The 21,900-nt window shown below is 46.6% G+C and carries 20 protein-coding genes and 1 tRNA gene; 8 read left to right on the top strand and 13 right to left on the bottom strand.

Annotated features, from left to right (window positions below; all coding sequences use genetic code 11):
• Positions 1 to 247 precede the first annotated feature (247 nt).
• Positions 248 to 784, top strand: coding sequence for a type 1 glutamine amidotransferase domain-containing protein (locus tag ACUYLD_RS06380; RefSeq protein ID WP_446674636.1), 537 nt, complete (start codon positions 248 to 250; stop codon positions 782 to 784).
• Positions 785 to 1,033: 249 nt separating this feature from the next.
• On the opposite strand, the gene ptsP is transcribed toward ACUYLD_RS06380, so the two are convergent.
• The 4 genes from ptsP to aroA all read right to left on the bottom strand — a co-directional run bounded on the left by ptsP (position 1,034) and on the right by aroA (position 6,723).
• The gene (ptsP, locus tag ACUYLD_RS06375; protein ID WP_446674635.1) at positions 1,034 to 2,779 is read right to left on the bottom strand and encodes a phosphoenolpyruvate--protein phosphotransferase; all 1,746 of its coding nucleotides are present in this window, start codon (positions 2,777 to 2,779) and stop codon (positions 1,034 to 1,036) included.
• On the bottom strand, positions 2,776 to 4,659 hold the full coding sequence (locus tag ACUYLD_RS06370) for a glucose PTS transporter subunit IIA (protein ID WP_023989337.1): 1,884 nt from the start codon (positions 4,657 to 4,659) through the stop codon (positions 2,776 to 2,778). The genes ptsP and ACUYLD_RS06370 overlap by 4 nt, the downstream gene beginning before the upstream one ends.
• A gap of 303 nt (positions 4,660 to 4,962) precedes the next feature.
• Positions 4,963 to 5,397: a CoA-binding protein gene (locus tag ACUYLD_RS06365; RefSeq protein ID WP_254329785.1), complete on the bottom strand. Its 435-nt coding sequence runs from the start codon at positions 5,395 to 5,397 to the stop codon at positions 4,963 to 4,965.
• A 33-nt stretch (positions 5,398 to 5,430) separates the two neighbouring features.
• On the bottom strand, positions 5,431 to 6,723 hold the full coding sequence (gene aroA / locus ACUYLD_RS06360) for a 3-phosphoshikimate 1-carboxyvinyltransferase (protein ID WP_061828990.1): 1,293 nt from the start codon (positions 6,721 to 6,723) through the stop codon (positions 5,431 to 5,433).
• A gap of 270 nt (positions 6,724 to 6,993) precedes the next feature.
• Between aroA and ACUYLD_RS06355 the strand changes: the two genes are divergently transcribed.
• Positions 6,994 to 7,299 (top strand): rhodanese-like domain-containing protein, encoded by a 306-nt coding sequence (locus ACUYLD_RS06355; protein ID WP_010345522.1) that lies wholly within the window; start codon positions 6,994 to 6,996, stop codon positions 7,297 to 7,299.
• A 248-nt stretch (positions 7,300 to 7,547) separates the two neighbouring features.
• Here the strand turns inward: ACUYLD_RS06355 and gndA are convergent, their stop codons facing one another.
• Together gndA and ACUYLD_RS06345 are read right to left on the bottom strand one after the other, a co-directional pair.
• On the bottom strand, positions 7,548 to 8,954 hold the full coding sequence (gene gndA, locus ACUYLD_RS06350) for an NADP-dependent phosphogluconate dehydrogenase (protein ID WP_013310934.1): 1,407 nt from the start codon (positions 8,952 to 8,954) through the stop codon (positions 7,548 to 7,550).
• A 173-nt stretch (positions 8,955 to 9,127) separates the two neighbouring features.
• The gene (locus ACUYLD_RS06345) at positions 9,128 to 9,727 is read right to left on the bottom strand and encodes a hypothetical protein (protein ID WP_061828989.1); all 600 of its coding nucleotides are present in this window, start codon (positions 9,725 to 9,727) and stop codon (positions 9,128 to 9,130) included.
• 279 nt (positions 9,728 to 10,006) lie between these two features.
• Here ACUYLD_RS06345 and ACUYLD_RS06340 point away from each other — a divergent pair, with 279 nt between their 5' ends.
• Positions 10,007 to 10,639 (top strand): YktB family protein, encoded by a 633-nt coding sequence (locus ACUYLD_RS06340; RefSeq protein ID WP_235309488.1) that lies wholly within the window; start codon positions 10,007 to 10,009, stop codon positions 10,637 to 10,639.
• A gap of 25 nt (positions 10,640 to 10,664) precedes the next feature.
• Here the strand turns inward: ACUYLD_RS06340 and ACUYLD_RS06335 are convergent, their stop codons facing one another.
• Entirely contained in the window at positions 10,665 to 11,948 is a 1,284-nt protein-coding gene (locus ACUYLD_RS06335; RefSeq protein WP_446674634.1) for an MFS transporter, read from the bottom strand.
• Positions 11,949 to 12,135: 187 nt separating this feature from the next.
• On the opposite strand from ACUYLD_RS06335, the gene ACUYLD_RS06330 reads away from it, so the two are divergent.
• Positions 12,136 to 13,611: an aminotransferase class I/II-fold pyridoxal phosphate-dependent enzyme gene (locus ACUYLD_RS06330; RefSeq protein ID WP_061828985.1), complete on the top strand. Its 1,476-nt coding sequence runs from the start codon at positions 12,136 to 12,138 to the stop codon at positions 13,609 to 13,611.
• Between the two features lie 107 nt (positions 13,612 to 13,718).
• Here the strand turns inward: ACUYLD_RS06330 and ACUYLD_RS06325 are convergent, their stop codons facing one another.
• Positions 13,719 to 14,024 carry a DUF1292 domain-containing protein gene (locus tag ACUYLD_RS06325; RefSeq protein WP_061828984.1) on the bottom strand — a complete coding sequence of 102 codons (306 nt, stop codon included), beginning with the start codon at positions 14,022 to 14,024 and terminating at the stop codon, positions 13,719 to 13,721.
• Positions 14,025 to 14,103: 79 nt separating this feature from the next.
• Positions 14,104 to 14,661 carry a hypothetical protein gene (locus ACUYLD_RS06320; RefSeq protein WP_013310940.1) on the bottom strand — a complete coding sequence of 186 codons (558 nt, stop codon included), beginning with the start codon at positions 14,659 to 14,661 and terminating at the stop codon, positions 14,104 to 14,106.
• A 200-nt stretch (positions 14,662 to 14,861) separates the two neighbouring features.
• Here ACUYLD_RS06320 and ACUYLD_RS06315 point away from each other — a divergent pair, with 200 nt between their 5' ends.
• Positions 14,862 to 15,620, top strand: a complete 759-nt coding sequence (locus tag ACUYLD_RS06315; RefSeq protein ID WP_250268782.1) for an MBL fold metallo-hydrolase — start codon at positions 14,862 to 14,864, stop codon at positions 15,618 to 15,620.
• Positions 15,621 to 15,741: 121 nt separating this feature from the next.
• On the opposite strand, the gene ACUYLD_RS06310 is transcribed toward ACUYLD_RS06315, so the two are convergent.
• A complete protein-coding gene (locus tag ACUYLD_RS06310) occupies positions 15,742 to 15,978 on the bottom strand; it encodes a DUF3892 domain-containing protein (RefSeq protein WP_016822393.1) in 237 nt (78 codons plus the stop codon).
• Positions 15,979 to 16,065: 87 nt separating this feature from the next.
• On the bottom strand, positions 16,066 to 16,509 hold the full coding sequence (locus ACUYLD_RS06305; RefSeq protein WP_061828982.1) for a GNAT family N-acetyltransferase: 444 nt from the start codon (positions 16,507 to 16,509) through the stop codon (positions 16,066 to 16,068).
• Between the two features lie 141 nt (positions 16,510 to 16,650).
• Between ACUYLD_RS06305 and ACUYLD_RS06300 the strand changes: the two genes are divergently transcribed.
• Positions 16,651 to 16,722, top strand: a tRNA-Val gene (locus ACUYLD_RS06300).
• A 216-nt stretch (positions 16,723 to 16,938) separates the two neighbouring features.
• Here the strand turns inward: ACUYLD_RS06300 and nirD are convergent.
• On the bottom strand, positions 16,939 to 17,268 hold the full coding sequence (gene nirD, locus ACUYLD_RS06295) for a nitrite reductase small subunit NirD (protein WP_254325323.1): 330 nt from the start codon (positions 17,266 to 17,268) through the stop codon (positions 16,939 to 16,941).
• 12 nt (positions 17,269 to 17,280) lie between these two features.
• Positions 17,281 to 19,713: a nitrite reductase large subunit NirB gene (nirB, locus tag ACUYLD_RS06290; RefSeq protein WP_446674633.1), complete on the bottom strand. Its 2,433-nt coding sequence runs from the start codon at positions 19,711 to 19,713 to the stop codon at positions 17,281 to 17,283.
• A gap of 445 nt (positions 19,714 to 20,158) precedes the next feature.
• Here nirB and ACUYLD_RS06285 point away from each other — a divergent pair, with 445 nt between their 5' ends.
• Both ACUYLD_RS06285 and ACUYLD_RS06280 read left to right on the top strand, forming a co-directional pair.
• Entirely contained in the window at positions 20,159 to 20,761 is a 603-nt protein-coding gene (locus ACUYLD_RS06285) for an ANTAR domain-containing response regulator (protein WP_061828979.1), read from the top strand.
• A gap of 19 nt (positions 20,762 to 20,780) precedes the next feature.
• Entirely contained in the window at positions 20,781 to 21,854 is a 1,074-nt protein-coding gene (locus tag ACUYLD_RS06280; protein WP_061828978.1) for an anthranilate phosphoribosyltransferase, read from the top strand.
• Positions 21,855 to 21,900 lie beyond the last annotated feature (46 nt).

Below are 21,900 nucleotides of genomic sequence, written 5' to 3'. Positions count from 1 at the left end.
TCCATTAAATCTATCATACCTTGTTTTATTTCGACTTTGGGACCTCAAATCCTTCCACAGATTGCAGCTATGAACAAATTACCAAAGCTTTGGCGGGTCAGAAAATGACGACAATTGCTGTCAAAGAGCAGACTACTAACATAAGAATCTGCGAAGGAATGGACTTCGGGCGTTCTTTTTCTTAAGATGTAAAAGTACAGATTACAAAACAGAGGTGTCATCATGTGACGCACGAAAGGATGGTTGGATGTCAAGACTTGCTGGAAAAAAGATTATCGCCCTAGTGGATGAGGAATTCGAGGATCTGGAGCTGTGGTATCCGATTTACCGTGTTCGTGAAGAAGGCGCAGAAGTGCATTTAGCCGGTGCGGAAAAGGGTAAAAAATATATTGGAAAATATGGCGTACCTGCTGAAGCGGAATATGCCTTTGAGGAACTGAATAGCAGTGATTATGACGGGATTCTCGTCCCTGGCGGTTGGGCACCTGATAAACTGCGCCGCTATCCCAAAGTAATTCAACTCGTACAGGAGTTTCATGCTGCTCATAAGCCGATTGGACAAATCTGCCATGCAGGCTGGGTACTGATCTCTGCTAAAATTTTGGATGGTGTTACGGTAACCTCCACACCAGGTATTCGTGATGATATGGAGAATGCAGGAGCTATTTGGAAGGATGAGGCAGTTGTAACGGATGGACATATTGTATCTGCTCGTCGGCCGCCTGATCTTCCACCTTACGGAAAAGCATTCTGCGATTTGTTAGCAGATAACACCCGGAAATAAGAGAATAAGTCCTGACACTCAGGACTTGAATAACCCAATCTAATGGAATCAGGATAATTGCTAATCATGAATTTTCCATAATCACAAGAGGTTGTCAACAAGATGAAAAAAAGAACCTTCAAAACCATGAATAAAGTGGTGTTGAAGGTTCTTTTTCATCTAAACCATGCTACGCCATTAAGGTTTGCTACGACAAACCTAACAGTACGGAGTTCGGCTTCTTCTGAAGATGTATACGGACATTACATATTACTGCCGTCCTGGCCCGGCCGGAGTGCAGCTGACATTAGCTGCGGTGAGCTTGTCTTCGATCGCTGCACCAGTGGACATGCCAAAGCAAACCTGAGCGACTATCGTTGCCTCAGATGCAGTCGTATTCAGCACACGATGCTTGACCCGCAATAAAGATTGGGGAGACATGCTGAGTTGATGTATCCCCAATTCCAGCCAAAGAGGAACGGACCGTTCATCTCCAGCCATCTCACCACATACACTCACATCAATTCCTGCTTGATGTGCCGCTTGTGCAGTCATGCGCAGCATTCGAAGTACAGCTGGATGGTATGGATGGTACATATGTGCAATCTGCTCATTCATACGGTCTACAGCCAGCACATACTGAACCAGATCATTCGTTCCGATACTAAAAAAATCTGTTTCAGCTGCCAATAGATCAGCGATCATCGCCGCAGCCGGTACCTCAATCATAATTCCTCGCTGAATATTCGGATTATAGGCAAGCCCTCTTGCATCCAAATCCGCCATAGCCTCCTTCAAAAGAGCATCTGCCTGGCGAACCTCCTCCACGGATGAAATCATCGGATACATTACCTTGATATTTCCCATTGCACTGGCTCGCAAAATTGCAGTCAACTGGGTTTTAAATAATTCCTTCCAATCCAGACTGATCCGTATAGCACGGTAACCTAGAAAAGGATTTTCTTCCTCTGGTAGTTGAAGATAGTCCAACGGCTTATCTCCACCGATATCCAATGTACGGATGACTACGGAGTGGTTTCCTGCCTTTTCCGCTATCAGCCGATATACTTCATACTGTTCCTCTTCATCTGGAGCAGATTTGCGATCCATGTATAAAAATTCCGTGCGGAACAGTCCTACACCTTGAGCGCCATGCTTCAAAGCTGCCTCCAGCTCTTTAATCGAACTAATATTGGCCGCCAGCCTCAGAGTGGTTCCATCCTTGGTCACGGCATCTACAGAAGCAAGTACCTGAAGCTGCTCTTTTCTGCGTCGCTGCTCGTCGCGCAAAATTTTATAATGATCAGTTACCGTTTTTTCCGGATTCACATAAACTTTGCCCAGGTCTCCGTCCACAACCATCATGTCTCCCGTTTGAACGGGCAAATTCAGATTGCTCTCTAGTCCTGAAACAAGTGGAATACCAAGTGCACGGGCCATGATCGCAGAATGCGAAGTTTTACCACCATTCATAGTTACAATCCCTAAAACATAGCTAGGATTCAAGTGTGCCGATTGGGAGGGTGAGAGCTCCTTGGCTACCAGAATATAGGGCTGTGTGTCCTTGGGAAGAGTCACCTCCGGTGCACCTAGCAAATGCTTGAGCAGCCGGTTCCCCACATCTTTGATATCGATTGCCCGCTCCTTCATATATTCATCGTCCAGTAAATCAAACATTGTCACAAAATGATCAATGGCTTCCTTCACGGCCACCTCGGCCGCCTTGTACTGACGCTCAATAATTCCACGAATTTCATTCATGAATTCCGGATCTTCCAATATCGCAAGATGAGCATCAAAAATGCTGGATTCTTCTGGCCCCACCATCTCTCGAAACTCATCCTTAATAAACTGGATTTCACTTTTGGATGTGCGTATCCCTTCATACAAACGTTCAAATTCCTTTGCAAGATCTACCGCATCCATTTTTTGATCAGGTAAATCCCACTCCCAGCTCGGCAGGACAAATGCCTTCCCGATTGCCACACCTGCTGCGGCGCCGATGCCTTCTATCATGTTTCTACCCCTCCAACATTCCTGTCATGCAGCACAACGGACATTACCGAGGCCTGACCTTTTTTCACTGTTTTAAACGGAGCAAAGCTCCACGACTTGACGCGATCTGGATTCGTGATGACCATAGGAGTCACCAGCGATGGAGCTTGCTCTCGCAGCGCCTGCAAATCAAATTTGATCAGCAATTGCCCCGGTTCCACCGTATCGCCTGCTTCTACCATAGCAGTAAAATTCCCTTTTAGCTGTGAAGTATCAATCCCTATGTGAAGCAGAACCTCAAGTCCCTCTCGTGTGGAGATGCCTAAAGCGTGCATGGTCGGATACAAGTGCATCACAGTACCATACACTGGAGACACAAGTTCACCACGTTCGGGAACAAAAGCAACACCGTCCCCGACCAGCTTCGTCGCAAAAATTTTGTCAGGCACTTCATGAATCGGTAGCATTTTTCCATGTACAGGAGCGTTGAACAAAATTTGAGGGAGATCACGCTCCATCAGCTTCGCGATTTCCTCACGAATCAGTTCTGAATACGTTCCGAATACAACCTGCAAATTACCCCCACCCAGATTGATAAGCCCGGCCGATCCCAAAGCCTTCATCGCTCCGGTATCAATCAGCCTGTCATTGTGGACGGTCAGCCGCAAACGTGTGATGCAGGCCTCTACCTGCACAATATTTTCCTTCCCGCCAAGTGCTTCCAAAATAAGCGGAGCACTATAAGGAATATTGCCGGCCCAATCCTCCAGAACCGAACCTTCCTCGCGCCCAGGAGTTGGAATACGGAACCGCCGGATAGCCCATCGAAACAGTACATAATACACAAGCCCGTACGCCACCCCCACTGGAATTAACAACCAGGCGTTATGTGAGAGATGAAAATTAAGGACATAATCTATAAAACCCGCCGAATAGGAAAATCCGTGATGAATATCCAGCTCAAAGGTAAGCCACATGGCCAGCCCAGACATAACTGCATGAACGAGGAACAAATAAGGAGCAGCAAACAAAAAGGCAAACTCAATCTGTTCCGACACTCCAGTAAAAAAGCAAACAAGCGCAGCTGTCAAAAATGTTTTTTGCACCTTTGGCTTCAAATCTTCACGCGCTTCCTGAATGATCGCCAGCGCAATGGCAGGGATGGCAAACATCATAATGGGGAACAACCCGGACATGAAATAGCCCGCTGTCGGATCGCCAGCAAAAAACCGGGGTAAATCGCCCTGTACAACGTTGCCAGACGGCGTTTTATATGTACCCAGTTGAAACCAAAAAATATTATTAAGCAGATGGTGCAGACCAAAGGCCGCCAGCAACCGGTATAGAATACCGTAGATAAACAGTCCAAAGCCGCCCAAGCTTGATTCCAGACCTACTATAAATTGCAGCCCTCTCTGTATGAGTGGGGCAATAATTAGCATGAGTCCTGCAAACACAGCCGAGAAGAGGCCAATAAGCAGCAGAACAAATCGGGTACCTCCAAAAAATTGAAGCACCTCGGGCAATTTGATGCTTTTGAAGCGATTATAGGCCACCCCTGAAATGACCCCCAAAATGATACCAATGAGCGTCGCCGGTTGAATGAGTCCGTTTCCAAATCTCAATGTGACCTGATCGTATATAGCCATACCAGCCAATGCTGCCAGTCCCGCCTGACCTGCCTGATTCGACATACCCAGGGCAACACCAACCGCAAATAAATATGGCAAAAAATAAAAAATCCCGTGTCCAGCCGCATTTGCCATATCAGACACCATAGGGAATCCCCATGTGGACCAAGGAAGGCTGCCGAGACTTAGCAATATTGCAGCGGCTGGTAGCACCATCGTCGGGAGCATGACAGCACGACCGAGCTGTTGTAAGGATCCGAGCCAATTCATGGCATTCCTCTCCTTTCTATCCCTGATGGTAAGCCGAATAAATACTTTTGTCAAAGCAATGATTCCATCTGCCAAAATATTTATTTACGCTACTACAGGTCAAAAACTATATCATCACAACAGATAACACTATGAATCCGTTTAGAGCATTTCATCATCAAGACATACATACATTATATGGATTCCTGAAAGTATAATATACTGTACCATATTCCTCGTTTCGCACCAAAAACCTTCAACCCTGTGAAGCAAGGGAAGAAGGTTTTTATTCATCTGCGTATAGCACAGATCACTGATCCATGTTTATCCTTTACGTACAGCTTGGGTCACTGAGTCCTCGACCTTAATGCAACGATCCATAATAACCGTCATTCCATGCTCCTGCGCAATGTCAGCGGCTTCCTGGCTTATAATTCCCTGTTGAAGCCACAAAATCTTAGCTCCAATAGTAGCTGCTTCACGCGCAACCTCTGCACAGTATTCACTGCGGCGGAATACATTGACCAGCTCCACAGGGTCAGGTACTTCAGCAAGACTGGCATAACAAGTCTCCCCAAGAATCGTTTGCCCTGCCGCCGCAGGGTTAACTGGAATAATCCGGTATCCCCGCTTCTGCATGGCATAAGAAACCATGTATGAGGTACGGTCCGATTTATCAGACAAACCAACAACCGCAATATTGCCTACTTGTTCCAAAATGCTTTTAATCTCTTCTCTTGACGGATTTTCAAAAGCCATTCTGTTCCCTCCTATTCGCATCTTCGTTTGTTTTTATTTTACCCATTCTACAGAAGCACCAAGCGTCGTTAGATGGTCAAAATACTGCGGATACGATTTGGCGACATGATGTGCATCCTTAATCACTAACGGCTTCTGTGCGCGCAAACCAACAATCGTCAAGGCCATAATAACACGGTGATCAAAGTGCGCGTTAATTTCCACGCCACCTTCGACACCCTCCGGTCTGCCATGTACGATAATTTCTGCTTGACGTTCTTCTACCCGAGCACCAGCCTTGGTCAGCTCATTCAAATAATCGGTAATGCGGTCACATTCCTTATACCGTAAATTCTCCACGTTATAAAAACGGGACGTGCCTTCAGCAAATACAGCCGCAGCCACCATTGCAAGCACAGCGTCTGTTGCAGCATCACCGTCAAACTCAACAGCTTTCAATCGGCCATTGCCCTTCACAACGACGGTATCGTTCTCATGTGTCAGTGGCACTTCCATCATACGCAGCACATCTACGATAGCGCGTTCTCCCTGTTTGCTTTGCTCTTTAAGACGATGGATGGTAACATCGGAATTCGTTACTGCAGCCGCCGCCAGCACCGCCGCACTCCCTGGATAGTCTCCCTGTACCGTATACGTACGTGGCTGGTAGGATTGCCGCCCCGGGACACGGAAAGACATGTAATCATCGCTTGCATGAATGATAATACCAGCTTCTTGCAATACCTCCAGTGTCTGCCCAATGACCACCTTAGATTTCAAATCATGCAGCACTTCGATTTCACTGTCTTCCTCCAGTAAAGGCGTAAGGAATAGCAGGGCGCTCAAATATTGTGAGCTAACCGAGCCGGACACCTGAATTTTACCGCCTTTCGCCTGACCACCCTGAATACGAATTGGCAACTTACCTTCACGATGATCTACTTTCACGCCCAGTTGCCCCAATGCATCGATTAAATCATCATGTGGTCTCTTGCCCAATGAGTCGGGATATGTATTAACAAATGTAACATCCGGACAAAGAGATGCAATACCCATCAAAAAACGGAGCACCGCTCCTGCGTTTCCCACATTCAATTCCTTCACAGCTTGAGGATGGCTACCAAAACCTGTAATCACTATTTTTTCATCATCCTCTTCCAGTACTGCCCCCAGATCGGCGATACAACGACGCATAGCATCACTATCTTCACTATGAGCTGGATAATAAATGGTACTTTGTCCCTCAGCAAGTGCCGCAGTGAGCAGATAACGAGTAGTGTAGTTTTTGGAGGACAGGGCCCCAATCTCTCCTTGCAAGGAAGGGGTAGGTCTAACGATAACATCCATAATGTACATGCTCCTTTTCAGTTCAAACCATCCTATTTTACGTTAATTATACAAGTTGTAGCATTCATTTCTCCACCCAAAAAATAAGAAATATTAATCTAAGTCCCCCAAGTTGAATTCCGTCGGTTAATTAATCTTTATCTGCCTTTAGGATTAAGCCGATTGACAGCCTAGAGATAGCTTAGCTATCATACATAGAGTGTGTGTGACATTTTGTACACGTCAAAAACATACGTAGCACCCAATATATATCAGAAAAGAGGTCCGGCCATGACGCAAATCGCCCTGATTGAACCTTCTGAGTTGCGCGCACGTCTGCAAGCAGGAGAGCAATTGCAATTAATCGACGTCCGCGAAGCGGAAGAAGTAGCGGAAGGCATGATTGAAGGTGCCAAGCACATTCCGCTCGGACAGCTTCCGGGTCGTCTTGAAGAAATTGAACGCACCGGTGAAATTATCTTTATTTGCCGGAGCGGTTACCGCAGTGAACGAGCCTGCGAATATCTACAGCAGCTAGGTTATGAAGGCTGTACTAACATGACTGGCGGCATGCTGCAATGGTCACAGGAGCAATAGAAAACCTGATTAACAAAAGAGACGGGAACCTTCTCGTCTTTTTTGTTTTGACTCAAAGCTTAGACGCGGTAATGCATTAAAATATTTTGTCCCTATCATACCATAGCGCCAAAAGATTACACAATCCTCTACTGCCATCATAATCGTATCCATAATTATAAATTAAAAAACGGAAGCTTCTTCTACCCATAGGGCAAGAAAGCTTCCGTTGTATTACATAATGCTATTCATGCATATCCGTCCGTTCATTAGAACCATTGATGATGGAATACGCCTTCTTTGTCCACACGTTTGAACGTATGGGCACCGAAGTAGTCACGTTGTGCTTGCAGCAGATTTGCTGGCAAACGCTCAGTGCGGTAGCTGTCATAGTATGCAAGCGCGCTGGAGAAGCCAGGCACTGGAATACCTTGGGATACAGCCACGGAAATCACTTGACGCCATGCATCTTGATACGTTTCAACCACATTTTTGAAGTAAGAATCCAGCAACAGGTTTTTCAAGGCAGGATCGCGGTCATATGCATCCTTGATGTTTTGCAGGAATTGCGAGCGGATAATGCAACCGCCGCGGAAGATCATAGCGATTTTTCCGTATTTCAAATCCCAATCATATTCATCGGAAGCTGCACGCATTTGAGCGAAACCTTGAGCATAGGACACGATTTTACTTGCAAACAGTGCTTTACGTACACTTTCGATAAATTCTTTTTTGTCGCCGCTGAAGGACTCAGCATTAGGACCGCTCAGCACTTTACTTGCCGCAATGCGCTCGTCTTTCATAGCAGACAAGAAGCGGGAGAATACGGATTCGGTGATCATGGACAATGGCACACCCAGATCGAGCGCGCTTTGGCTTGTCCATTTACCTGTACCTTTTTGACCAGCAGCATCCAAGATAACGTCTACCATTGGCTTGCCTGTTTCAGCATCATACTGGGAGAAAATGTCAGCTGTAATTTCGATCAGGTAGCTGTCCAGTTCCCCTTTATTCCATTCCGTGAAGATTTCATGAAGCTCTTCCGCATTCACATTCAGGACTGATTTCAACAAGTGATACGCTTCACCGATCAATTGCATGTCGCCGTATTCGATACCGTTATGCACCATTTTTACATAGTGACCAGCACCGTCAGGACCGATATATGTACAGCAAGGGTCGCCTTCCACTTTAGCAGAGATTGCCGTTAGAATCGGCTCTACCAGTTTATAGGCACTTTCCTGTCCACCCGGCATGATAGCAGGACCATTCAAGGCACCTTCTTCACCACCGGATACGCCTGTACCAATAAAGCGAAGTCCTTTTTCCTCCAGCTCCTTGCTGCGGCGCTGTGTATCAGGGAAGTAGGCATTGCCTCCGTCTATAATAATGTCGCCCTTGTCCAGATGAGGCACAAGCTGTTCAATCGTGGCATCTGTTGCTTTACCAGCTTGAACCATGATCAGGATTTTACGGGGGGATTCCAATGAGTTCACAAATTCTTCAATAGAGAAAGTACCCGTCAGTTTTTTACCTTCTGCTTCTTTGATAAGATCGTGCGTTTTTTCTGGAGAGCGGTTAAAAACCGAGACGGTGAAGCCTCTGCTCTCAATGTTAAGGGCTAAATTCTTACCCATTACCGCCAGGCCGATCACACCAATTTGCTGTTTTGCCATCTGGTTCCTCATCCTTTGCAACATATTTTGTCTTCTATATCGCCGCTTTACCGCATTACACTTTATGTGAATCGGAACACGTGCACTTCTATTTTAACGTTTTTGATGTAAGAAGTGAACCCCTGTCTATTCACAGATCAAAACACCCCATTTACATGAGGTGTTCAGATGTACTACGCTTCCATCATCAGCAGTTGGTGGGATAGCGTTTGCAGGCGTTCATGGCAATTCCCGATTTTAGCCGTATCTCCGTCTGTCATCGCTATAAACAGCTTCTCCAATTCATCGTCCACTTCCATTTTAAGCAGCAGCAGTCGGGTTTCTCCTTCATTGGAAGCGTACATATCCTCCATTTCCTGTGCGGACAGCACCGGCCCCTTCTGATAAATGACACGCTGCTTAAAGCCTGTAACCTCGACCAGACGAATGACCTCACCAAACAAAATATTTTCTACCAAAATATGATGATCCTTGACTCTTTTGACAATGGCATGACCTCGGGTGCTTCCAATCAGCTTCTCCAACCACTCAGCCAGCTTGGCATCGCGGATTACATAATCTCCAGCCAACTTGTAGTGTCCTGTGCGCAGCTGTTGAAAACGGAGCTTCACCAGCTTACGCCCGGTTCTCACCGACAAAACCAGGTACGACTCATCCTCGCTCCAGTACAGCGAATACCCTTCCGATATCAAATCCTTGATCAGATTATGGATATGCCGACGGCTAAACCGGAGCTCTAGATTGCAATATTCTACCTCACAGCCCTTGTTCACGGCATTCCCTCCTTTTTCAAGTCCGATTCAAGAAGTCCGGCTACAGCAAGCCTGCGGCTTTCCCGCTTGATCTTCCCTTGCTCTATTTTATACTTCATTTTATGTAAGGGTACTTGGTTATTTGACCTATTTTTATGAGTAACAGCGAACAATCCTACTTTTGCCTTATATGCTTGTTTCAAACCTAGTCTAAAGTCGGCCAAGCCCGGCGGCATTATGCTATAATTGGACATATTACGCCACTCGTTATGGCTTAACCCAGTTACAGGAGGAAAAGGAATGACATTTAGTGGATTTACTGCAAAGGACTTCGATGTTTTCGAAATACCGGGATTGGAGCCTCGTATGGAAGTGCTGATTCAGCAGGTTCGGCCCAAGCTGGAGGCAATTGGCGAGGAATTAGCCCCATTTCTGACGGACTTATGTGGAGAGCCCATGCACGTTCACGTCGCCAAGCATGCACGACGCAAAGTCAATCCCCCCAAAGATACTTGGGTAGCCTGGGCGGCAAATAAGCGCGGGTACAAGGCGCTGCCGCATTTTGAGGTAGGTATGTTCGCTTCCCACCTATTCGTTATTTTTGCAATTATTTATGAAAGTCCTAACAAAGCTACATTTGCCCAGGCACTCGAAGCCAATCTGAGCGATGTGCGCTCTAACCTGCCTGATCATTTTTACTGGTCCATGGATCATATGGCTCCGGAAGGCACAGAACAACAACATATGGATAATGAAGATTTTCAAACGATCATCCGCAAGCTGCAACAGGTAAAAAAAGCGGAGGTCATGTGTGGAATCCGTATTGACCGAGAAGATCCACTTGCCAGCGACGGGGCTGCATTATTACAGGCAGTGCGTTCTACCTTTGAGCATTTGCTGCCGCTGTACCGAATGTCTTTCTCGAAAGAGTAGCCCTCGCCGCTTTTCAAGGCGCTGTTCAGGCCTCCACAGTCTTCCTGCGTGGATTGCGCGCCAGAGCCAGGTGGCAGCCAAACATGAGCAGCATCACGACCCCACTGATGATAAATGGAGCGGTGTGTCCGACACGGTCCCATAGCACTCCTGAAACGAGCGGGCCTATAACCATGCCGGAGCCTTGAAGTGTTAAAAAAAAGCCCCACACCGTTGCTCGCTCGCTTTCCGGAATCAATCGGGCAAGAAAGGTGTTCCATGCAGGCAAAATGAGCGCATATCCCAAACCAATAAGCGCCACGGATACAAACACCAGCGGAATAGATCGAACGATTGAGAAGAAAAACAGCGTAATTCCGGCTAGCAAAAAGCCAACATGTAGAAAATACTCCGTTCCAAGTCTGTCGACCAACTTTCCACAAGGGATCAGGGCCAGCACAGTCACCCCACCGCCTGCAATCAGAAGCACGCTGTACAGGTTTGGTGAAATCCCGAGGTCCGTCCGAGCGTACAGCGTCAGTACGGGGCTGATCAAACCGATAACAAAAGACTGCAAAAATAGCGCCGGGTAAATTAACGGATTGACGTTAAGCTTTGTTTTGAGCACACCGATCGTCTCCTGGATTCCTTTCAGAATTTGCTGTTTCTGCTTTGTGTACCCATCAGACGACACTAAAGCGCTCTGTTCGAGGTCACCTTTATCAGGAGACCTTTTCGGTCCTGGCAGCATAAGAGCAACCAACAACAATACAATACTGCATCCTATCAAAATCATGAACACCATGCCGTAAGAATGCCCATAGTGGGATATGGCAAGGTTCATAATGAGCGGACCCAATCCCGTTCCACCCATAGAAGCAATTTCCAGTGTGCCCATCGCCGCGCCATTGCTGTTATTAGGCCCGGACATTTCGGTCGTTCCGGTCATAACACAAGGCCAGAGCGGAGAAGTACCCAGACCGAGCAGCAGACACGCAACGACGAGCCACACGGGCTCTGTCAATACGCTCAGCATAATAATCGCTACAAGCGTAAACAACAGTGCGGTCGACATCGTTCCACGGTAGCCGAGCCGTTCAGCCATCCAGCCCGCCGGTGCCCGGAACGCATTGTCTCCAAAATACTGAAGTGAAAAGGCCAAACCAATAATCCCGGCCGACAAACCAAGCGTTTCTCCCATATATACCGGCAGGATGGATACCAGAAGAGATCCTTTCATAAATTCGACCAGAAATACCAAAATCCACAATTTGGTAAAAAAAGGAGTCCACCACCGCTGCGAAGCTTTTTTTCTTCCTATTTGCCTCATCTAATCCACTTCCTCCACCTTCGTTTTTTGGCTGTATAGACCGGGTTCTCAGCCTACTCCACTCTTTCGCAAATAAATGCGCCCTCAATCGCTTGCATTCCTACTTCAAACTGCTATACTCAATTTTGTTCTATTATCACTTGCACAGGATTGTCGAAATCCTGCACGAAAGGTTGTGACAACACTAATGAATCAAAGCAACACCCCGCTTTTTACTGCTTTGAAAAAGCATGCTCAGAGCAACCCGGTTCAATTTCACATCCCAGGCCATAAAAAGGGAGTGGGAGCTGATTCGGAATTTCGCGAATTTATGGGGGATAATGCCTTTTCCATAGATATGATCAACATCGCTCCATTGGACGATCTGCATCAGCCATCAGGCGTCATCGAAGAAGCTCAAAAGCTTGCAGCAGAGGCCTTCGGAGCTGATTATACGTATTACAGTGTACAGGGGACAAGCGGAGCCATCATCACCATGATTATGTCGATTTGCATACCTGGTGATAAAATTATTGTACCCCGAAACATACACAAATCTATAATGTCTGCCATTATCTTTGCTGGTGCAAAGCCGGTATTTATTTCTCCAGTCAGTGATGAGAATCTCGGTATTCACCACGGGGTTACAACCAAGTCCGTACGCCGGGCATTGGAACGTCACCCTGACGCCAAGGGCGTCCTTGTTATCAACCCGACATATTACGGTGTGTGCGCCGATTTGAAGGAAATTGTAGATCTCGCTCACAGCTATAATGTGCCGGTCCTGGTCGATGAGGCTCATGGAGTACTGATTCATTTTCACTCTGATCTACCGATGTCCGCCATGGAGGCGGGAGCAGACATGTCAGCTACAAGCGTTCACAAGCTGGGTGGTTCCTTGACTCAAAGCTCAATTCTGAATGTAAATACGAAAAACGGATACGTTAACCCACAGCGTGTACAAACGATTTTCAGTATGCTGACAACAACGTCGACTTCGTATATTCTGCTGGCTTCGTTGGACACATCCCGACGTAATCTGGCCCTTAACGGTCATGAAATAGCACAACGCGCTCTGGAATTGGCTGAATATTGTCGTTCAGAGGTCAACAAGATTGAAGGGCTATATTGCTTTGGCAGCGAAATTCTTGGCACGGAAGCTACCTATGATTATGATCCAACCAAAATTACGGTTCATATCCGCCATTTGGGCCTTACCGGATACGATGTGGAGAATTGGCTGAGAGATCACTACAATATCGAGGTTGAGCTTAGCGATATGTACAATATTCTCTGTTTGGTGACCCCTGGTGATACCAAAGAGGAAATTGAAATTTTGTTGAAAGCTCTGCGTGAGCTGGCTTCTCTGCACTATTCCACAGGTCAGGAGCATGAGCTAGTTGTAAAGATACCGGATATCCCTCAGCTCTCCCTCATTCCAAGAGACGCTTTTTATGGAGATACGGAAATCGTGCCTTTCAAGGAATCTGCAGGTCGCATTATTGCAGAATTCATCTATGTGTATCCACCTGGTATTCCAATCTTACTGCCAGGAGAAGTTATTTCGCAGGACAATATTGATTATATTGTTGATCATGTAGAAGTAGGCCTGCCTGTTAAAGGACCTGAGGACCGAACAGTACATCAGGTGAAGGTTATCGTCGAAACTGACGCTATTTCATAATATTGAACTGTCAACACATGCTTAAAAAACATGTTGATAGTCAAGAAAAAAAGCCCCCATTCGGGGGCTTTTTTTCTTGAAGAGCTATACAGCTGCTACATCCAATTCTATTCGTATTGGGCAACAAGCTCGCTATATGCGGCTTCTACACGTTTCCACTCATCTTCGTCCTCAATATTGTAAAGCACCATTTCTTCGTTTTCTTCTTCCATACGAAGAATAATGCCATCCGCTTCAGGATTGCCTCGCTCAAGCAGAAGAGCATAAATGTGATCTTCTACGTCAAAGGTCTCTACCAGCACCATTTCTACATCTTTACCATTTTCATCAGTTAGCGTAAGAACCATTTCTTCATGTTCGTGGTCATGATCGTGGTTGCAGGCTTCACCGTGTTCATGTTTGTGATCACTCATGGAAATACCTACCTTCAAATTGTTTTATTTTCCCCCGTATCGTAACATGATCAAGGGTGCAGGTCAATTTGTGGTATGCCTAATTTATCGCTGTAATGACTTTTTCGGACACCAAGGTATAGCTGCCGTCTTTGCTCTCTTTAATATAGAAACCAACCCGGTAATTCCCTGCTGTTTTGAAATCATACGTAAAGTCGTTCGTACGGAACCAGAAGTTATCCTTTTGCGCTCCTTTGATATCTTGAGACTGAATATCCTTCACGTTGCCCGAAGGGTCGGTGATCGCTACCTTCACTCCGGAGATATCTGTCTTCAAGGTATCAATTTGACTAAATACATTAAATTTCACTTTATTGCCTTTATTCACGTTACCAAACACAGTATCTCCCTTGAACAGGAACATATGCACGTTCGGCTGGTCGAAAACAACTTTTCCACCGGATGGATCAAAATTGACAAGTCCATTAAAATCACGGATAGGCACATATGTTTTCCCATCAATGACAACTGCACCATCTTTTGACACTTCTCCATTAATAATCAACTGCACTTGGTCCTTGGCGGATTCCGCCGAAATGGCGGTCCCTCCCATTATTGAAAAGGCCATCATCAGGGCCATCACTCTTCTCCATTTCATAACTACTAATCCCTCCATCGTCATCTGTTTAAAACCTTCTGTCGTACATTTATACCTAGCTCAGCCGCACAAGTTGCGCTGTGTTTCACAAATTGTCCAAAGTTTTTACATAAGGAGCCAAATCTTTAGTTCCGGTAGCATAGGTGATAAAATACGACTGTAGAAGTCCTAGTACACAAAGTCTGGAGGATAAATCCATAATGAGCCTAACGATACAAATGCTTGGCACAGGAAGTGCCTTTGCCAAGCATTATTACAACAACAACGCGCTGCTGGACAGCGGAGAAGGCAAACTGCTGATCGATTGCGGTACAACCGCTTCTTTAGCATTACACCAAATGGACGTCCCTTTGCCTGATATTGACGCAATTTTAATCACACATATTCACGCAGATCATGTCGGAGGTTTGGAGGAATTCGGTTTTCAAATGAACATTCTCCATCGTCGCAAGCCTCTACTTTATATTGCCGAACCACTAATCTACCCTTTATGGGAGCATACACTCAAGGGCGGAATGTCACAGCAGGGCATGATTGACAAGCTTGAAGATGTATTCGAGGTAAACGTAATAACGCCTGGTGTACCCACTACATTAGTATCCGGTATTCAGGTGGAGCTAATCCCTACAAGGCATATTCCTGGTAAAAACAGTTATTCCATATTCATTAATGACCGCCTTTTTTATAGTGCAGATATGGTTTTTGACCCTGATTTGCTTCATCATCTGGTGCATGAACGAGGATGTCGGAGTATTCTCCATGAGGTTCAATTACAAGGCGCTGGAGAAGTCCATACGACATTGGACGAGCTGCTAAGCTTGGCGCCATCTCTTCAAGAACGGATTCATCTAATGCACTATAGTGATGATATGGAACAGTTCAGGGAGAAGGCAGGGGTCATGTCCTTTCTGGAGCAGCAACGAGTATATCAACTTACAGAGTTGGAACGTGCAGAGTAGCATACTAAATACAGCTTGAACAATTAACAAAAGCCGCCTGGCTTTCCTACAAAGGATAGCCAGGCGGCTTGCTGTTCTTGAATATAATGTTGAACTTGCATTCTAATGTTGCGAGTTAAGGTCAGAACAATGGCAGTTGATCCAGGTTATTAGAAGGATCTCCATCGGCATCTCCCCGAATTCGTTTGCTTCCATCCTTGGCCTTGAACACGTTAACGCCTGCAATTGAGCCTGCCTCAATCTCGTTCAATGCTTGGCTATAATCTAAAATCCGACCGGTAGATGTCTGAAAAGACGCAAGGTCGCCATCTCCGTTTTTACGTACTGCTGTAATTTGCTCCCGTTCTGTATTAGCCATGCTGTATCGCTCCTTATCCATAGTTTAGTGGAGGAACTTTTACTAGCATGCACATTGTACAGATTTGTATGCACCTTACGCTGTCGACTACAACTTTTTGCGCATACGTACATGCGGTATTCCCGCATCGTCAAAAGGTTCATCGGAGATCGTCTCATAACCGAGCTTTTCGTAAAACTTCTCGGCTTGACATTGGGCATCTAGCAGCGAGTATCTTAGCCCCAATTCACGTGCACGTTCCTCCAGTGCTAGTAGTAATACACGTCCATAGCCTGCGGCACGATGCTCCTTGAGAACGGCAATACGTTGCATTTTAGCTGTATCTTCCTCATAGTATGTCAACCGACCAGTGGCCACCATTTCACCATGTTCACAAATTAGCAAATGATGGGCCGTATCTCCCAGCTTGTCATAATGATCAACTTCTAAATCGAGAGGAACTTTTTGCTCTTCGACAAACACTTTGGTACGGATCGATATTGCCTGCTGTAGCTGCTCCTCTGTTGTTACACTTATAATTTCTGCGGCCATCATCTGTTCCCCCTATCATTAATTCCAAATTGCAAACTCGCTAAATTCGAATTATATATATAAATGCTCATGAAGTACAGGCTGACTTCTATTTTTCCACTTTACATATATGGTTAATACATGATATTATCTAGTAACCGCAGGACGGTAGCTCAGCGGGAGAGCATTATCTTGACAGGGTAAGGGTCATGGGTTCGATCCCCATCCGTCCTATTCGTCAAAAGCCTTGATACTCAAGGCTTTTTTGTTTGTCTCGAGATAAATCCAGTTATCCTGTGAAAAGAAAATAGGTTATTGACTAAGATTTAGTCAATAACCTATTTTTCAATCAAAACGATGCCTACTTCTTCAACAAAGCCTTTCACCTTGATCCTTCTATTATATAGAAGAAAAAAAAGCAGAACCTCCAGCACAATACGCATAGAACTCTTAGATTACGATATAAACCTCCCCGCTCTCACTGTCAATCTCCGTGGGGTAAGCAGTCACACATCCAGTATCCGGCTCTTGCACCCGGCCAGTGGAAAGGTCAACTTTCCAGTCATGGAGTGGACAATGGATCGTTGAGCCACATATCATTCCTTCGGATAACCGTCCCCCTTTGTGCGGACAACGATTCTCAAGCGCATGCACGCTGCCATCGCTCAGACGGAATACAGCTATCTCTGTATTATGAATGCGAACTGTCCTTGCTCCACGTCGGTCTATTTCGTTCAGATCAGCTATTCTGATTCTGTTGGTTGTCGTATTAGTCTCCATTTTGTCAGCCCCCTATTCCATTACTGGCTTAAGTTCCGGCAGTTGCACAAAATTTTTGCACAGCTCTTCGTTGTGAATAATTTCGTGCCACGGATCAGTCGTCGTGCTTAACGTCTCCTCAATTCTGGTCACCAGTTGCTTCCTCGTCTCTGCATTCGCGAGTGCCTGTTTGATGGATTCAACTCCGACCCGTTCCACCCAATGGGCTGTGCGTTCGTTCCAATTGGCCTGCTCGCGATAATACTGCAGATAGGCACCGGTCCATTCCATCACTTCATCCTCAGTTTTAACGGTACAAAGCAGTTCAGCTGCCCGAACCTTAATACCGCCGTTACCTCCAACGTAGATCCCCCAGCCACCGTCAATAGCAACGACGCCCAAATCCTTGATCGTCGCTTCAGCGCAGTTACGCGGGCAACCAGATACAGCCAGTTTGACTTTGGATGGCGCATTCAGACGTTCAAATGCCTTTTCCAACCGGATGCCCATACCCATAGCATCCTGAGTGCCAAAGCGACAAAAGGTGTTACCTACGCACGTCTTAACCGTTCGCAGCGTCTTTCCATAGGCATATCCAGACGGCATATCCAACTCGGCCCAGATCCCCGGCAAATCCTCCTTCTTCACACCAAGCAGGTCAAGACGTTGGCCACCCGTAAATTTCACCAGAGGCACATTGTATTTCTCTGCGACAGCAGCAATTTTCTTCAAGTCGGCAGGTGAAGTAACTCCTCCATAAATGCGGGGCACGACAGAATAGGTGCCATCTTTCTGTATATTGGCATGGTACCGTTCATTCGTGAATCTGGATTCCTTCTCATCCTCATAATCCAGCGGCCATAGCATACCTAGATAATAATTGAGGGCCGGCCGACATTTAGTGCAACCTTCCGGTTCGTTCCATCCCAGCACATTCATCACTTCTTTGACGCTCTTCAATCCCATCTCCCGAATGCCATCAATGATCGCTTCCCGGTCAAGCGTCGTACAACTACAAATTCCCTCTTTCATCGTTTCTCCGGCCTCTGCGCCTGCGTATAGCTGTAAGAGTCCCTCCACTAATGGCTTGCAGCCGCCACATGATGCCGATGCCTTTGTGCATGCCTTAATCTCCCCGACACTCCGGCAGCCAGCCGCAACCGCCTCTCCAATGTCACCCTTGGATACACCATTACATCCGCATACAATTTCGTCATCAGGCATCTGCTCTAGCATCATGGCGCCACTAGCTTCAGGTTGACCGGGATTGAAGCCAAGTAATAACTCTTTCTCTCGGCCAACCACCGACTCGCCACTTTTGATCAAAGAAAATAGCATGGCTCCGTCAGACGTATCCCCAAACAGAACAGCTCCGATCAGTTTTTCTTCCTTGATCACGATTTTTTTGTAGACGCCGCCAATATCATCCTGATAACGAAGGGAACGTGTTCCCGGTTCATCCTTGTAATCCCCTGCCGAAAACACGTCGACACCCGATACCTTCAACCTTGTCGAGGTAACAGAACCACTGTAGCCGGGAGTCTCCATTCCCGCGAGCCGCTGAGCCAGTACACCACCTTGCTCATATAATGGAGCAACCAGCCCGTAAGTGATTCCCCGGTGTTCTGCGCATTCTCCAACGGCGTAGATTCCGGGGATATTCGTTTCCATGTAATCATTTACGATGATGCCGCGGTTTACAGGGATTCCCGCCGACACCGCCAGTTCAATGTCTGGTTTGATGCCTACCGCCATAACGATCAGATCTGCTTCCAGCTCGCTACCATCGGCAAATTTCAACCCTTCCACGCGGCGACGCCCCGTAATAGCCGCCGTCCGCTTATTGACCAGAAAAGTCATTCCCTGCTCCTCCAGCTCGCGCCGTAGCATAAGGGAAGCAGCCTCATCCAGCTGTCGATCCATAATATATCCGTTAATATGAATAACGGTGACGTCCATCCCCAAGTTAAGCAGCCCCCTAGCTGCCTCTAGCCCAAGCAATCCGCCGCCGATGACGGCTGCTTTTTTGTGCGTCTTTGCGGTCTCCATCATCGTTTCACAGTCACGAATATCCCGGAAACCGATAACACCTTCCTTGTCGGCTCCTGGAAGCGGCAGAATAAAGGCTTTAGAACCTGTTGCCAACAACAACAAATCATAAGAGATGCATACGCCGGAGCGCGACGTCACCTGCTGCTTTTCCGGATCGATAGCTGTGACAGGATCATCGGTATACAATCGAATATTGTTGTCTTCATACCAACTCCAGTCGTTGATGACAATATCCTGCAAACCAGCCCCTCCCGCCAGAACGGAGGACAGCATGATCCGGTTATAGTTTGGATGGGGCTCGGCCCCGAATACCGTAATTTCATAGCTACCTGGTGCAAGCTTCAGCAAATGTTCGAGAGTGCGTATTCCCGCCATTCCGTTGCCGATCAACACTAACTTTTGGATATTGTTCATAAGGTCACTCCCCTTCCATTTGTATCCTTAAAACATAAAAAGCCTGCTTCACATATGGGGATTCAAAATATCCCTCACATGAGAAAACAGGCTCCATTGCCGTTTCATCGAATACGCCGTTGTATCCATCAGAGTATGGAATTAAAAAGTACTGTAGCTAATATATAATGGTTCAAATGATATGTCAACATTCCTTACGCAATATCTTATAAAAAATTATATTTTATCACCATGTAACATATCTATGACGTATAAAATATCACTCTCCTACAAAATTAGGATTGATTTTCAGACCAAAACACGCCAAAATGGTTTAAAAGTCCGTTTTAATTTGATGATGGTGAAAAAAATAAGCAAACAGATAAAATTTCATGTCATATTTGTTATCAATGAATACCATCCCCATCCCTAACTACCCTTCATGTTACAGAGAGGAGGAGCCCGCTTGCGTTCCTTGTTGGTAATTCACTTACATTCTGACCATGTATCTGAGCAGACACACGCCGTTTCCTCATGGCAGGCAGGACCTGAGTACCTTTTAGAGTCCAACGGATACCTAACTCTGCCCTGCCGCAATGAATCCGAAATCAAACAGCTAATCCTTAATGCAGATGCGGCGGTACTAAACATACCTGTCGGCACTATCAGCATATGGAGTGACAGGCTGGAGCAAGCCAAAGCGGTCCCATTGCTCTGGTGGTGCAGCGCAGAATCAGCGCTATCATCAACAGAGGCTTGTGAAGCTGATGTCACTGTCGATGGCATTCTAACCCCTTCAATGGCAGCCCATGAGCTGAATTGGGCTCTTCATTTTAGTGCCAAACGCTTTTTTGAACGCCAGCATTGGCAAAGTGAACGCAAGCAACTGACTGCTCGACTGGAAGAACGCAAATGGATTGATATGGCCAAAGGAATACTGGGGGAAGTAAACGGTATCCCGGAAGCTGAAGCATATGATGTGCTACGCAAAAAAGCAATGAACGAACGCAAACGTATCGTTGATGTGGCCATCTCCATCGTCAAAGCACAGCAAATGCTAAAAGCATAAATCTGAAAGGGGCCTGAACATGAATATCATTGAAATATTAAAAGAAGTGGGTCGCGGCAAAAGAGGCGCCCGAGATCTGAATTATGCCGAAGCCGAAGCTGCTGCCGAGCTTATTATGACCCAGTCGGCAACCCCTGCTCAAATCGGAGCTTTCTTTGCCGCGGAGCGCATTAAAATGGAGAGCGTTGCCGAGCTGGAAGCATTCGTAAACGTTTGCCGTAAATATACCCATCGCTTCCCGATGCAGGAAGGTATTGATTTTGCCGGTCCGTACGATGGCAGGAAGTCATCGTTTATCGCCACCTTCACAACAGCCTTCGTACTCGCCTCATGCGGAATACCTGTAACGATGCATGGCAGCGCACCTCTCCCTCCCAAATGGGGGGTTACGCTACCGCTTTTACTGCAGGAAATGGGGGTTACGTCCGGGAACATGACACGCGAAACCGCCATTCATGCCGCGAAGCTGACTGGTGTACTATTCATAGCCTCCGAACAGTGGTGCGCGCCCCTGCGAGATCTGCGGTCCATTCGCGAAGAACTGGGGCTTCGCACGGTGCTGAATACTGCCGAGAAACTGGTTGATTACGGTTCTTCCCCCTATATTGTATTCGGCGTTTTCCACAATACTGTGTTCGAGAAGACGGCGAAACTCATGCAAAATCTCAATTACCGCAGGGCTCTGATCGTCCAGGGGAGCGAAGGATCGGAGGACCTGTTCATCGATCGGCCGACCCGGACTTACCTGCTTGCTAACGGCGAGGTGTCACTACAGGTTATTGATCCAGAAATGTACGGGCTGGATTCGGTGGTACCAGAGCATAACTGGACCCCCGCTGAACAGCTGCGCATTACGGAGGAAGTGCTACAAGGTACAGCTTCTATAGCCTTTTCGAATCAAGTGTTACTCAACAGTGCGGTCCGACTGTTCGTTGCAGGACGAGTCGACTCCATAGAGGAAGGTTTGTATACCTGCAAACCGCTGCTAGAAAACGGGGACGCCTTGAATTTGTATAAACAATGGCGGGAAGCTATGCTCAGAACAGAAATAAAAACGGGAGCAAACATATCCGAAACCCGATTGCAATTATAATATCGGCCTCACGCAGTCTGTGATTGCAGGCCATTAACTGTCCAAT

The sequence above is a fragment of the Paenibacillus sp. SER-28 genome, from assembly GCF_052906305.1.
The sequence above is the reverse complement of the archived record's forward strand: the minus strand, read 5'-3'. Positions and strand labels throughout refer to the sequence as shown.

Coding starts and splice junctions, on each gene's coding strand:
- ACUYLD_RS06380 (WP_446674636.1), top strand. CDS start 248: ATGTCAAGACTTGCTGGAAAAAAGATTATCGCCCTAGTGGATGAGGAA.
- ptsP (WP_446674635.1), bottom strand. CDS start 2,779: ATGATAGAAGGCATCGGCGCCGCAGCAGGTGTGGCAATCGGGAAGGCA.
- ACUYLD_RS06370 (WP_023989337.1), bottom strand. CDS start 4,659: ATGAATTGGCTCGGATCCTTACAACAGCTCGGTCGTGCTGTCATGCTC.
- ACUYLD_RS06365 (WP_254329785.1), bottom strand. CDS start 5,397: ATGGCTTTTGAAAATCCGTCAAGAGAAGAGATTAAAAGCATTTTGGAA.
- aroA (WP_061828990.1), bottom strand. CDS start 6,723: ATGGATGTTATCGTTAGACCTACCCCTTCCTTGCAAGGAGAGATTGGG.
- ACUYLD_RS06355 (WP_010345522.1), top strand. CDS start 6,994: ATGACGCAAATCGCCCTGATTGAACCTTCTGAGTTGCGCGCACGTCTG.
- gndA (WP_013310934.1), bottom strand. CDS start 8,954: ATGGCAAAACAGCAAATTGGTGTGATCGGCCTGGCGGTAATGGGTAAG.
- ACUYLD_RS06340 (WP_235309488.1), top strand. CDS start 10,007: ATGACATTTAGTGGATTTACTGCAAAGGACTTCGATGTTTTCGAAATA.
- ACUYLD_RS06335 (WP_446674634.1), bottom strand. CDS start 11,948: ATGAGGCAAATAGGAAGAAAAAAAGCTTCGCAGCGGTGGTGGACTCCT.
- ACUYLD_RS06330 (WP_061828985.1), top strand. CDS start 12,136: ATGAATCAAAGCAACACCCCGCTTTTTACTGCTTTGAAAAAGCATGCT.
- ACUYLD_RS06325 (WP_061828984.1), bottom strand. CDS start 14,024: ATGAGTGATCACAAACATGAACACGGTGAAGCCTGCAACCACGATCAT.
- ACUYLD_RS06320 (WP_013310940.1), bottom strand. CDS start 14,661: ATGAAATGGAGAAGAGTGATGGCCCTGATGATGGCCTTTTCAATAATG.
- ACUYLD_RS06315 (WP_250268782.1), top strand. CDS start 14,862: ATGAGCCTAACGATACAAATGCTTGGCACAGGAAGTGCCTTTGCCAAG.
- ACUYLD_RS06310 (WP_016822393.1), bottom strand. CDS start 15,978: ATGGCTAATACAGAACGGGAGCAAATTACAGCAGTACGTAAAAACGGA.
- ACUYLD_RS06305 (WP_061828982.1), bottom strand. CDS start 16,509: ATGGCCGCAGAAATTATAAGTGTAACAACAGAGGAGCAGCTACAGCAG.
- nirD (WP_254325323.1), bottom strand. CDS start 17,268: ATGGAGACTAATACGACAACCAACAGAATCAGAATAGCTGATCTGAAC.
- nirB (WP_446674633.1), bottom strand. CDS start 19,713: ATGAACAATATCCAAAAGTTAGTGTTGATCGGCAACGGAATGGCGGGA.
- ACUYLD_RS06280 (WP_061828978.1), top strand. CDS start 20,781: ATGAATATCATTGAAATATTAAAAGAAGTGGGTCGCGGCAAAAGAGGC.